The organism is Gallaecimonas mangrovi (assembly GCF_003367375.1).
Taxonomy (GTDB): Bacteria; Pseudomonadota; Gammaproteobacteria; order Enterobacterales; family Gallaecimonadaceae; genus Gallaecimonas; species Gallaecimonas mangrovi.
This window is the reverse complement of the sequence record NZ_CP031416.1, coordinates 174,436-186,789: the sequence shown is the minus strand read 5'-3', so window position 1 is coordinate 186,789 and position 12,354 is coordinate 174,436. Positions and strand designations below refer to the sequence as shown.

General features: G+C 52.2%; 15 protein-coding genes. 12 read left to right on the top strand and 3 right to left on the bottom strand.

All coding sequences use genetic code 11. The features are described 5' to 3' along the window. The first annotated feature begins 5 nt into the window (after positions 1-5). Positions 6-239 carry a hypothetical protein gene (locus DW350_RS00895; RefSeq protein ID WP_152032915.1) on the top strand — a complete coding sequence of 78 codons (234 nt, stop codon included), beginning with the start codon at positions 6-8 and terminating at the stop codon, positions 237-239. Here DW350_RS00895 and DW350_RS00890 read toward each other — a convergent pair. After that, complete coding sequence (locus tag DW350_RS00890; protein ID WP_115717055.1) at positions 236-637, bottom strand: hypothetical protein; 402 nt, start codon at positions 635-637, stop codon at positions 236-238. The genes DW350_RS00895 and DW350_RS00890 overlap by 4 nt on opposite strands. 2 nt (positions 638-639) lie before the next feature. Continuing rightward, the gene (locus tag DW350_RS00885) at positions 640-1,050 is read right to left on the bottom strand and encodes a hypothetical protein (protein ID WP_152032914.1); all 411 of its coding nucleotides are present in this window, start codon (positions 1,048-1,050) and stop codon (positions 640-642) included. Positions 1,051-1,159: 109 nt separating this feature from the next. Here DW350_RS00885 and nfuA point away from each other — a divergent pair, with 109 nt between their 5' ends. Both nfuA and DW350_RS00875 read left to right on the top strand, forming a co-directional pair. Further along, entirely contained in the window at positions 1,160-1,738 is a 579-nt protein-coding gene (gene nfuA, locus DW350_RS00880; protein WP_115717053.1) for a Fe-S biogenesis protein NfuA, read from the top strand. A gap of 44 nt (positions 1,739-1,782) precedes the next feature. Further along, positions 1,783-1,968 carry a hypothetical protein gene (locus tag DW350_RS00875; RefSeq protein ID WP_226911365.1) on the top strand — a complete coding sequence of 62 codons (186 nt, stop codon included), beginning with the start codon at positions 1,783-1,785 and terminating at the stop codon, positions 1,966-1,968. Here DW350_RS00875 and dinF read toward each other — a convergent pair. Beyond that, the gene (gene dinF, locus DW350_RS00870) at positions 1,946-3,208 is read right to left on the bottom strand and encodes an MATE family efflux transporter DinF (RefSeq protein ID WP_264296829.1); all 1,263 of its coding nucleotides are present in this window, start codon (positions 3,206-3,208) and stop codon (positions 1,946-1,948) included. The genes DW350_RS00875 and dinF overlap by 23 nt on opposite strands. A 570-nt stretch (positions 3,209-3,778) precedes the next feature. Between dinF and DW350_RS00865 the strand changes: the two genes are divergently transcribed. From DW350_RS00865 to DW350_RS00825, 9 genes are all read left to right on the top strand, one after another. After that, entirely contained in the window at positions 3,779-4,186 is a 408-nt protein-coding gene (locus DW350_RS00865) for an ExbD/TolR family protein (RefSeq protein ID WP_115717050.1), read from the top strand. A gap of 4 nt (positions 4,187-4,190) precedes the next feature. After that, the gene (locus DW350_RS00860; protein WP_115720524.1) at positions 4,191-4,907 is read left to right on the top strand and encodes an energy transducer TonB family protein; all 717 of its coding nucleotides are present in this window, start codon (positions 4,191-4,193) and stop codon (positions 4,905-4,907) included. Positions 4,908-4,955: 48 nt separating this feature from the next. Then, positions 4,956-7,253, top strand: coding sequence for a TonB-dependent receptor (locus DW350_RS00855; protein ID WP_115717049.1), 2,298 nt, complete (start codon positions 4,956-4,958; stop codon positions 7,251-7,253). Positions 7,254-7,321: 68 nt separating this feature from the next. After that, a complete protein-coding gene (locus DW350_RS00850) occupies positions 7,322-7,933 on the top strand; it encodes a MotA/TolQ/ExbB proton channel family protein (protein WP_115717048.1) in 612 nt (203 codons plus the stop codon). Between the two features lie 128 nt (positions 7,934-8,061). Then, positions 8,062-9,870, top strand: coding sequence for a M1 family metallopeptidase (locus DW350_RS00845; protein WP_115717047.1), 1,809 nt, complete (start codon positions 8,062-8,064; stop codon positions 9,868-9,870). A 48-nt stretch (positions 9,871-9,918) separates the two neighbouring features. Beyond that, positions 9,919-10,881 (top strand): polysaccharide deacetylase family protein, encoded by a 963-nt coding sequence (locus DW350_RS00840; RefSeq protein WP_115717046.1) that lies wholly within the window; start codon positions 9,919-9,921, stop codon positions 10,879-10,881. Position 10,882: 1 nt separating this feature from the next. Further along, positions 10,883-11,245 carry a Rieske (2Fe-2S) protein gene (locus DW350_RS00835; protein WP_115717045.1) on the top strand — a complete coding sequence of 121 codons (363 nt, stop codon included), beginning with the start codon at positions 10,883-10,885 and terminating at the stop codon, positions 11,243-11,245. An 83-nt stretch (positions 11,246-11,328) separates the two neighbouring features. Next, positions 11,329-11,766, top strand: coding sequence for a MarR family winged helix-turn-helix transcriptional regulator (locus DW350_RS00830; RefSeq protein ID WP_115717044.1), 438 nt, complete (start codon positions 11,329-11,331; stop codon positions 11,764-11,766). 19 nt (positions 11,767-11,785) lie between these two features. Continuing rightward, a complete protein-coding gene (locus tag DW350_RS00825) occupies positions 11,786-12,352 on the top strand; it encodes an isochorismatase family protein (protein WP_115717043.1) in 567 nt (188 codons plus the stop codon). The last annotated feature ends 2 nt before the right edge of the window (positions 12,353-12,354 follow it).

The window sequence follows — 12,354 nt, the reverse complement described above, 5'->3', positions numbered from 1 at the left end:
GCGCCGTGAACCTGGATCTGTTCACTATTATTCTCACCGCCTTATTTGCTCTGTGCGCCCTGGTGAGTGTGCACTTGCTCAGCCAACTGCTTGGCTTGGTACTATTTCGCCACGACGGCAAATCGAGCCGGCGCATTGACAGGTTGCTGGTGTCGTTATCTATCAGCCTGACCGCCTTGCTGTTGCTGTTAAGCATGCCGCAGGTGATGGGCATTCACCCCGCTTGGTATGTCGGTTAGTCGGCTTTCGCAAGAAGCTGGTCTAAATGGCGTGTCATCCGCTGGCGCTTAACCGCCGGTAGCCAAAACACCAAACTGACGGCTACCAACGATGGCACTAATAGCAGCCAGTCGCGCAGCCCTTGCTGGTGCCCATCAACATAACCAATGACCGCCCCGGTCAGTACCATTACCGCCAATAACACCAACCACAGCCAGCCTTTAAGCGCCAAATGTTGCTGGGCGATTGCCGCCCTTAACCACAATGCTAATTGCAGCTGCTCTTTTTCCGGCAACCGGTGTTGGAGCTGTTGCCATTGCTGCACGCGAAATGCGGGCATCCGCCGCGCCTTAATCAGAGTTAAGGCACTGCGGCCATGGCCACGTAGTGATAACGGCAACAATTTTTGGCGTCTCATGGCTAAGGCTCCTTGCTCAGCGCCTGGGCCAGCAATTGCAGGTTGGCAAGCCGCCGATTAGCCTTTAAACGGTGCCAGGCCACCGAGATTAAAATCAGCATTAGCGGCGGCAAAAAAATCCAAAAAAAGACCCGGTTTTCCTGGTGTGGATTTAAAAATAACAGCGCCGCTGCAATCATCAACGCTGCCACAAACACAAAGCCCCTAAGCCAGGCTGGGTACTTTTCTTTAGCCTTATGAGCGGTGTGCTTTTGCAGCCAGTTGATAAGCGTGAACTGGCTTTTTTCATCCAGTGCCCGATATGCTCTTGTCCAGTCGGTTAACGCCCTTGGCGACACCCTGGCACGGCCAAGCAAAGCCCAACTTTGCCCGGCAAAAGCAGTGAGCGAGGCTGGCAATTCAGAACGATTCAACTCTTTATCCATCACAAGCGATTAGGCTGACCAATTTACTGCTTTGTGCTTTTGGCACCAAGCGCGTTATCATAACCCAGTAAAGTAGTCAGGTTTTATGAGAGGCACCATGATCCGCATCTCCGAGGCCGCACAGGCCCATTTCAGCAAATTGCTGGCCGACCAGCCGGACGGCACCAATATCCGGGTGTTCGTCGTTAACCCCGGCACCGCTAACGCCGAGTGTGGCGTATCCTATTGTCCGCCAGATTCTGTGGAAGCCAGCGACGTGCGCCTGCCTTTCACTGGCTTTGATGCCGTGGTGGACGAAGCCTCTACTCCGTTTTTGGAAGAGGCAGAAATCGACTACGTCACTGACCAAATGGGTGCGCAGTTGACCCTAAAAGCGCCCAACGCCAAGGTGCGCAAAGTCGATGACGACGCGCCCTTAATCGAACGGGTTGAGTATGTGCTGCAGTCGCAAATTAACCCGCAACTTGCCAGCCACGGTGGCCGTGTCGCCATTATGGAGATCACCGACCAAGGCGTTGCCATTTTACAATTTGGCGGTGGCTGCAACGGCTGCTCCATGGTGGATGTCACCCTTAAAGAAGGCATCGAAAAAGAACTGCTGGCCGCCTTCCCTGATGAGCTCAACGGTGTCAAAGACATGACCGAGCACCAGGCCGGCGAGCATTCGTACTATTGATGCGCCAGCTAATTTATCGCCTGGGGAGTAGCCCCAGGCGTTCAATGAAGCGCTTTTTATCGGGCTTTGCCATGTTTGTGGTGGGATTGTTCTTTATTTACATGGGCACCAAGGGCAACCCGATGCTGCAACTGCCAGGTCTGGTGATGGCCATTCCCGGCTTTTTGCTGGCCGCTTACGGTTATCTGGGTATTTTTTGTAATCGCTTTAGTCAATTCCTGGACCGTTAACAAAGCCCGGCTTGCGGTATAGATACCAAAGACTTAATCCCCGCATCGCCATAAAGGCCGTCAGTGCCAGCCACAGGGCGTGATTACCCAGCCCCTGGCTAACAAACCAAACCGGGAAGAACACCAGAAAAGTCGAAACAATCATGCTGTTACGCATGTCCCGGCCACGGGTAGCGCCAACAAAGACACCATCAAACAGGTAACACCACAGGGCAACAAGCGGTAACACCACCACCCAGCCCAAGTAATGCCCGGCCACCTCACGAATAGACGGTAAATCGGTCAAAAGACCAATTAGCCAATGCCCCAGCAGCCCAAAAAACAGCGTAAACACAACGGCAAAGCCAAAAGACCACAAGGCGCAAAGCTTGACCCAATAGCGAAGCGCTTTTTCATCTTTTTGGCCCACCGCCCGGCCGGTCAGGGCTTCTGCCGCATAAGCAATGCCGTCGAGTGCATAAGAAATAAGCAGCAAAAAATTGAGTAGTACCGCATTGGCGGCAACAATAGCGTCCCCCAAACGGGCACCCTGAAAGGTGATAAACAAAAAGCACAGCTGCAAACAGAAAGTACGCAGCAAAATGTCTTTATTCAGGTTTAATAGCCGCCGCCAGCCGCTGTGGCTAAGGGCGGCGCGCCAGTCAAGCCTTGGCAAGCGCCGGCTCACCAGCAGCACACCCAGTGCCAGCGCACTGTAATCTGACAGCACCGACGCCCAGGCGGCCCCTTTTACTTGCCAGCCCAGCCCCACCACGAACCATAAATCCAGCACGATATTGAGGCTGTTACTTAAAATAAGCAGCACCATAGGGCCGTGGGTGTCTTGCCGGCCAACCAAAAAGCCCAGCACGACCAGATTAAGTAGCGCTGCCGGCACTCCCCAAATCCGCGCGTAAAAATAATGCGCTGCTTGCTCGGATACTTGCGCCGAGGCACCACTTAGCCAAAGGCCCACTTTACCGATCGGCCACTGTGCCACGACCATGACCGCCGCCAGTATTAAGGCACTGGTGGCGGCTTTAACCAACCAGCCACTTAACAGCTCAGCATCGCCTTTACCGTGGGCCTGGGCAATCAAACCCGTTGTTGCCATGCGTAAAAAGCCGCACAGCCACACTAGAAAAGTGATGAGGGTATTGCCAACAGCCACTCCGCCTAAAAAGGCCGGATTAGCAAGGTGACCAATCACCGCCGTATCAACCAGGCCCAGCAGCGGCACCGTCACATTTGACAGGATCATCGGTACTGCTAGAGCCAAGATGCGTTTGTGATTGGAAAACAATGGCACTCCGGATGCTGATAAAAGAGGGGGGGTACGTTAAAAAAGCGCTTAGTAGCGCCTGATGATATCAGCAGCCCCTAACCCGCCGCAGTAAATAATGCAAAAAAATAGATGACCACCTATAAAACCGTAAAGAAGGCGAAACGTTTTCCTAAAATCAATCAGGCTAATTAAATATATAGGCAGCAGGCATTTACAAATTCCAGCCACATAAATCAAGAATATCGCAAAAGATGAAAGGAATTAATTCAATTAAAATAAGAAAACAAAAGAATCGGCATATTGATAAATGCGCAACATCACAAAAATAAGATTAATACACTACAGATTCATTTCTATAGCGATATTCATGAAACAAACATGACATCTATCATTAATTAAGCACGAGCGTCCTTAATTTAGTGCTGTTTTTGTGCCAACAAATGTAAAAAATATTTCATCTCCTGATACTTATAATCAGCTCTTAAAAACTAAATCAATATAACTAATACATTTTTTTGGCAATGGTATTCAGGAGTTGTAACTTCCATGCGCACTTGGGATGAACCTAAGAAAAAGCGTCTACACATCGAGATCATTCCAATGATCGATGTGATGATGTTCCTATTGGTCTTTTTTATACTCATTAGTCTAAACGTCATTCCCGCGCTTGGACTTAAAACAAAACTGCCTGGCGCAGCTCATGCCCAGCAACTAAAGCCACAAAATAACGCCATCATTACTTTGGCCACCGGCGATCGTATGCAGTTGGATGGCAAAGATGTTGATAAAGACACCTTACTTAGCCAATTAAACCAACTAAAAACGACCTCTAAAAAGCTCGTCATTATTATTCGCTGTGATGAAGGCGTAGAAGTTAAGCGTTTGGTATCGACTATGGACCTTTTAAAAGGCCATGGGTTCCAGTCTGTTTCTATCGCTACCAAAAAACTTTAACGCCATGTTTGTTATTTACCGATATCGCAAATTGCTGGCGGTAGCGCCGGTAGTGGCAGTGATGGTGGCAGCAGTGATTGCATCACTGCGCCCGGGGATGGCCATTCACACCAAGGTGGACGATAGCACCATGGAAGTGTCGCTCTATCAGCCACCACCTCCTCCTCCGCCACCAAAGGAAGAGCCGCCACCGCCAAAGCCGCAGGTGAAAGAACCGAAACCTGACCCGGATCCGGTGATTGTTAAGCCCAAGCCTAAGCCAAAACCCAAGCCGAAGCCGAAGCCAAAACCTAAGCCCAAACCGGTGCCGAAACCGAAGGTTGAGCCCAAGCCGCAGCAAAAACCTGCGCCCAAGGTCGAGCCAAAACCGCTGCCAAAGCCTGCCAAACCGCAGCCTAGCCCAGGGTTTATCGCCACCGTTGAGGCCCGCTACATCAGCGTTCTGAGAAACGAATTAGAGCAATACAAGCAGTACCCAACTGGCCGTGCCGCGTCACTGCAACGCCCTCAAGGCAGTGTTGTTATCTGGCTTGAGATCGACCGCAGCGGCAAGGTGCTGGACGCCGGTATTGAGAAAAACGCGACCAACATGCTGCTCAACCGAGCGGCTTATCAGAGTCTGCGCCGCATTGAACATGTGCAACCGTTCCCGAAAGAAGCTTTCGCCGGGCACGACAAGTTCAAGTTCACTGCAACCTTCGTTTACACCGTCGAGGACTGATACAGCCCGGCATTTTTAAACCTTTTATGGCACAGGAATGATTGACTCATGAAATACAGCAAGCTTTACATCGCCCTTTTAGGGTTGGGATGTTTTAGCCTGTCCGCTTCGGTGTTAGCTGCCGACTCAGTGGACGTAGGCAAGGTTACTGTTAAAGGTAAAGGCCAAGAAAGCGGCCAGATGGTGCAACAGGACTCGGGTAAAACCCGCTCCACCGTTACCAAAAAGGCGCTGGAAGAACAGTCCGGTACCGGTAACGGTATCGACAAGCTGCAGTACACCCCTGGCATCAACGTGGTGAGTAACGATGCCACCGGCCTGAGCGGCTTTAGCTTTAACATGCGCGGTATGGACGCCTCACAAGTGGGCGTAACCATGGACGGGGTGCCGGTGAATGACTCCGGTAACTACGCTATGTACCCCAACCTACTGGGCGATCCTGAAAACTTAGAAGAAATTTTTGCCACCCAAGGCTCTTCCGATACCGACGCCCCGCACATTGGTTCTTCCGGCGGCAATATTGGCCTGGTGTCGATGCGCCCCACCAAGGACTTCAATGTCTTTGCCAAGCAAGTGTTAGGCAGCAACAGCCTGACCAAAAGCTTTATGCGGGTAAACACTGGCGATATCAACGGCTTTAGAACCTATTTGTCGTTTTCCAAAACCAAAGCCGACAAATGGAAAGGCGAAGGTGAAATTGAAGCGAAAAAGGCCGAGCTCAACACATTGTGGCAAGACGATAAGGGCAACAGCGTTAATGCCATCGTCAAATGGCACAAGCAGGAAGCCAACAGCTACGCCACTGTTAGCCTGGGCGAATACCAAGAAAACCATAAAGCCGATTACGACAGTAACTACAGCACCTGCACCGCCGACAATGGCGCCGAGTACATCTGTAGTAGCTACTACAAGCTGGCCCAAAACCCCTTTGAAAACATCACCGCATCCGTTACTGGCCGCTTTCAGTTAACCAACAACCTGCTGCTAACCGTGGCGCCTTATTACTATGTGGCTAACGGCGGCGGTTCTTCAGCTTATTCGCTTTATTCCCTCAATAGCGGTACCTACAACAGTGGCGGTAACTATGACTTGTCGAACCTGGGCAGCGCCACCGATTACCAAGAAGACGGCAATTTAACCTCTGGTTACTACTACCGCCCCTCTTGGACCGAAACCTGGCGCCCAGGTATCAACACCAAGTTGACCTGGACCATCAATATGGAGCACAGCCTGGATTTTGGTTACTGGTATGAGTATGCCCGCCAGCGCCAAAGCCAGCCTTATATCGCCCTTAACAGCGACGGTAGCCCCAGTGATGTCTGGGCCGATTTCGGTAACGGCGTTAAAGACGCTAACGGCAATACCATTGAAGGCCGCTACTACCGCACCGACACCCCGGCGCAGAAAGTCTTTGTGCAAGACACCTGGTATACCACCCCTGATTTGACCCTGACCTACGGCGTTTCTTATGAACACGTAGAACGTAAAGGCGATAACCTCGGCAGCCTTACCGAAGAGCCAGAGAAACGTAACGCAACTTACAGCAAAGCGCTGCCAAGCTTTAACGCCAAATACAGCCTGGATGCCGAAAGTTCGGTTTACTACAGCCTGACCCGTAACATGCGTACCCCGCAAAACTACGTGCTGTATGACACCGAAGATTCGCTGAGCCTGGCACCGGAGATGAGCTGGAACCACGAATTGGGTTACCGCTACGGTGATAACAACTTCAGTCTGAGCGCCAGCGCCTTTTACCTGAGTTTTACCAACCGCCAGGTTTCTAGCCGCGACGAAGACGGCGACTACGAGATGCTCAACGTCGGTACCGTGCATAACATCGGTGGTCAGTTTGAGCTAAGCGGCGTATTGCCATACGGCTTCAACTACTACGCCTCATACACCTACACCAAGTCTGAGCAGCAAAACGACATTGATTACTACGGCGTCACCCTGGATACCTCTGGTAAACAGGTAGCAGGCGTACCCCGTCAGATGCTGAACCTTATCTTTGGCTACGACAAAGGCGCCTTCTACGGCAACGTTGCCGCCAAAATGGTGAGTTCTCAGTACGGTGACATGCTGGATACCGAAAAAGCCGCTGGCTATGGCGTGGTTAACCTCACCGGTGGCTACCGTCTGCCGCAATTTAGCGTGTTTAAAGACAGCGTGATCCGCTTTACCGTCAATAACCTGTTCGATAAGAGCTACTTGGCTGGTGTCAGCTCAACGGCTTTTACCGCCACCAAGGTCTACTCAGCTGACGGCAGCAACTATGCCTCTGGTACCCCTTACTACACCATTGGCGAAGACCGTAACGCGCAGATCTCTTTCGAAACCAAGTTCTAAAACCGTGAGTCCCTGGCCGAGCGCTAAGCGCTCGGCCAATGTTGTTCCAAAATTGAGGTACCTTTCTGATGAACATGGAGCTTATCCATGAAATAACCTTCTACATCATGTACATCGCTGCTGCTCTTGCCGCCTTTGTCGTTGTAGAACGTGTCATTTTCTTCTCTTTCACTCTCCGCCAGGCAAAGAAGCTGGAAGCGGCACTGCATCATCAAGTGGAAGACTACAATCAACTGCCAGAAGCGCTGCGCCAGAAAGAATGCCTACCACTCGAGCTGTTGCGTGAGTTCTTCCAGGGCCGGGCCATGGCACAAAGCCAAAACGAACTGGAAGACTTAAGCCAAGCGGTGTATATCGCCATGCGCGGCAAATTAGTGCGGGGGCTGTGGCTACTGGAAGCGGTAGTGGCCGGTGCGCCGCTGCTGGGTTTGCTGGGCACCATTTTCGGTATTATCGATACCTTCAAAGCCTTGGCTGAGTCCGGGGTGTCAGACCCAAGCCTGGTGTCCAAAAGCATTGGTACTGCCCTTTATGCCACTGCGCTTGGTATCGGCATTGCTGTGGTGGGTTTAACCTTTAACCATCGCTTGCAAGACCGCTTGGACCTTATCAACGACCACTTAAAAATTCTGCTGCTGCGGGCGGGTCTTGCCGGTAAAAGCAAGGCCAGTAAAGACTAAATCGCCCTTTACTCACTTAAAAAAAGAAGCCGGACACATGTCCGGCTTCTTCGTTTTTTTACTGGTCTGTGCAATAGCCAGCGAGACCGTTACACTGGGTGACATCGCAAAATATGGAAATGACAATAATGAAAAGGGCACTTTGGGGCCTGGCTTTGGTGGCCATGAGCGCCACTGCGTCAGCAGACATCAACTCTTACGCCAATATCAATCAAGTCAAAATGACCCACCTGGGCCTGGACTTGACCGTAGACTTTACCAAGAAGCAGTTGATTGGTAGCGCCACCCTAGATTTCAAACGCTTGCAAGCCGACGCCAACACCCTGGTGGTAGATACACGCGCCTTGGCGATTGGCGAAGTCCAGCAGCATGTCGGTGGCCAATGGACGGCGGCTAAATGGGCTTGGGGACAAGAGTCCAAAGCCTTTGGCAAGGCCATGAAGATTCAGCTGGCGCCAAGGGCAGACCAGGTGCGTATTCGCTATCACACCACCGCTGGCGCCACCGGTTTGCAATGGCTTACGCCGGCGCAAACGGCCGATAAAAAGTACCCTTTTTTGTTCACCCAGGCCGAAGCCATTCAGGCCCGCAGTTTTATTCCACTGCAAGACAGCCCTTCGGTGCGGATCCCCTATGACGCTACCATCCGCGTTCCCAAAGGCATGATGGCGGTAATGAGCGCTGAGAATAGCCAAAAACTCAGTGCCGACGGGGTTTACCACTTTCATATGCCGCAGGCCATTCCTACCTATTTGATTGCGCTGGGGGTTGGCGACCTGAAATTTAAGGCCCTTGGCAAACGCACCGGTGTTTATGCCGAGCCGTCGGTAGTGGATGCCGCCGCCAAGGAGTTTTCTGACACCGAATCCATGATAGAAACGGTGGAAAAAATGTATGGCCCTTATGCCTGGGGCCGTTATGACCTATTGATTTTGCCGCCCAGCTTTCCCTTTGGCGGCATGGAAAACCCGCGGCTGAGCTTTATCACTCCTACCGTCATTGCCGGTGATAAATCGCTGGTATCGCTGATCGCCCACGAACTGGCACATTCTTGGTCGGGTAACCTGGTTACCAACGCCAGCTGGCAAGATTTCTGGCTCAACGAAGGTTTCACCACTTACCTGACCTACCGCATTGTCGAAAGCCTGTACGGTAAAGACCGCGAAGAAATGGAAGCGGTGATTGGCTATCACGATTTACTGGAAGACATGAAGGCGCTACCCAAGGGTGATACCCGCCTGGTGCCCGACTTAACCGGCCGCGACCCCGATGATGCTTTCTCGGATGTGCCTTACGAAAAAGGCTCGTTGATGCTGACCGAAATCGAGCAGCACCTGGGCCGCAAGAAAATGGATGCCTTCTTAAAAGGCTACTTTCACCGGTTTCAGTTCCAGTCAATTACCACCCGCGATTTCTTGCAGTACGCCGCCAGCGAAGGCCTTGATGTTAAGCGCCTAAAACAGTGGATTTACCAGCCCGGTTTGCCTAAGGGCGCGCCAAAACCGCCGGTATCCAAAGCCTTTGAAAAAGTACTGGCGGTGCAGCAACAATGGCTAGCTGGCAAGCTGGCTACATCTGCCATTCCCTTTAAGAAATGGGCGGCCCAGCAGCAGCTTTATTTTATTTCCAAGCTGCCAGACAGCGTTAGCCAAGCCCAATTAGCGGCTCTGGATAAGGCCTTTTCGCTAACCGGCACCCATAACGCCGAGGTGGCCCATGTGTGGTATCGCCAAGCCATTAAGCACGACTATCAGCCTGCGTTTACCGACATGGCCGAATATTTAAAGCATATTGGTCGGCGCAAGCTTATTGTTCCGCTCTACCAAATGTTGATGGAAAAGCCCCAGTATCAGGAACTGGCCAAAAAGATTTATGCCGAGGCGCGCCCAGGCTACCACCCACTCGCCCAGAACACTCTGGATGCGATCCTGAAGTAAGCCCCAAGCCGCCTGTCCCTGATGGGCGGCTTTTTTGTTGGAAGTACTATGCGTTTGTTGTTGTTAATTGCCATTCTTGTCATCGCCCCAGCTCAAGGGGCCGTTATTCTGTTGTATCACCACGTCGCTACCGATACGCCGCCTAGCACCACGACTTCTCCCAAGGTGTTTTTAAGCCACATGCAATATCTCAAAGACGGCGGCTTTCATGTGGTCCCCCTAAGCCAAGTGATTAAAGAGGCGCAAGGCAAGCTCACGCTGCCGGATAAGTCGGTTGCCATCACCTTTGACGATGGTTTTCAAGACATTGCCGATAACGCCGTACCGATTTTAAATAAGTTTGGCTACCCCTATACCTTGTTCATCAATCCTGACCGCACCACCTATCCACGGATGATGTCCAAAGCGACCTTGCAAAAGCTGGCTAAAGCCGGCGCCAGTATCGGCAACCACACCGCCGGCCACCCGCACTTAACCACCTTGCCACTCGAGCAAGCTCGCCAGGCCATTATTGATGGCCAGTTACCAAACCACCCTAAGTGGTTGGCTTGGCCCTTTGGTGAATACAGCCCGGCCCTTGAAAAAATGGCAGCCCAAATGGGTTATGTGGCCTTTGGCCAGCAGTCTGGCCCGGCGGGGCCATGGAGCAGCTTGACCGCCCTGCCCCGGTTCCCGGCAGCCGGACGCTATGCCAATCTTGATACCCTTAAAACCAAGTTGCTGAGCCTGCATATGCCGCTGGTGAGTTCCGATACCAGCATGATCCAAGGCGAAAGGTCGCCGCCACTGACCTTGACCCTGAAAAGCCGTGACCCGATGGCCACCCTTTTTGCCTGCTATTTCCTTGGCCAGCGGGTACCGATAGTGCTTAACGGCAACATCATTAAGGTACCGTCTATCGCCTTGCCACCCGGGCGTTCGCGGATTAACTGCACCGCCCCCAGCCAGTCCAAACCAGGGCGTTACTACTGGTGGTCGCAGGCTTGGCTATCCGGCACAGGATTACACTGATATGGACAAACCCGCCCCCTTTGACCGCCTCCAACAAGGCCACCGCTTATGTGCCTTGAGCGACTTAAAAAATCCGGGGTCAAAGGGGTTTGTGTTTGAAAGCCCTAACGGCCAAAGACAAGCCATTTTCGTGGTGCGAAAAGGTGACGACGTCTTTGGCTACGTCAATAGCTGCCCGCACATGGGGGCGCCGCTAACGGCGTTAAAGGACTTATTTTTAGCCAGTGACGGGCAAATTCTTTGCGACAAACACGGCGCCTTATTCGAGGTGGAAACGGGCCTTTGCACCGAAGGCCCCTGCCGCCATCACTACCTGCAACCCGTGCCGGTAACCGTAAAAGACGGCCAGGTACTCACGGCTTAGGCCAGGCTTTATTACTGCAGTTGTAAGGGTGAATTACGAAGTAAAACTTTGAAGTTTACCTTCATAAATTTTACGCTGTAACAATGCCAGAATCTGCCGACAATCAAGTTACCGCCGTGGCACTGCGCCAGGTACTGACCCGTCTAAAACGCCGTTTTCAGGAAAAAGCTCCCACCGATCCGTTTAGCTGGTCGCAGCTGTCGGTGCTTCGGCATCTTTATCGCATTGGCTCGGGGTCAGTCACCGAACTCGCCAAGCATGAAGGGGTAAAATCCCAGTCCATGGGGGCCACCTTGGTGTCGATGGAATCGGCTGGCTGGCTGCTGCGAAGGCCCGACCCCAGTGATGGCCGCAAGGTGATTTTCGAACTCACCCAAGCCAGCAAGGACTGGATCAAATGTAACCGGGCCCGGCGGGATGACTGGTTATTGTCGGTTATTGATTCGCAATTAAGTCGCAATGAACAACAAACCCTGGCTGACGCCATTGCATTGCTAGAACGCATCGCAGATGCCAATTAACCCCCAAAGGAGACAAAAAATGAGCTTAAGTCCTCTCGACGAAAAAGTGGCTCTTGTCGTAATTGATCTTCAAAAAGGCATTGTTGAACTGGCAAAAGGCCTGAACGACCACGACTTTGTCGATGACGTTATCAGCAAAGGTGCCACCTTAGCCGAAGCGTTTCGCGCCAAGGGTTTACCGGTCGTACTGGTTAACGTTGCCGGTGGCGCGCCGGGCCGCACCGCCCAAGGTGGTAGCCACAGCACCCCGCCTGCCGATTGGGCCGACTTGCTGCCTGAGCTTAAGCAACAGGACAGCGATATCCTCATCACCAAGAAAAACTGGGGCGCTTTTATCAACACCGACCTGCACGACAAACTGCAAGCGCAAGGCGTAACACAGGTTGTAGTGATGGGTATTGCAACCAGCATTGGGGTTGAATCTACAGCCCGCCAAGCCTATGAGCTGGGTTACAACGTGGCACTGGTTACCGACGCTATGGCTGATGTGGCACAAGTCACCCACAACAACAGCATTGAGCATGTTTTCCCGCGCTTGGCGGAATGCACCAGCACTCAAGAGTTGTTAGACACCCTTAAGGGTTAAGC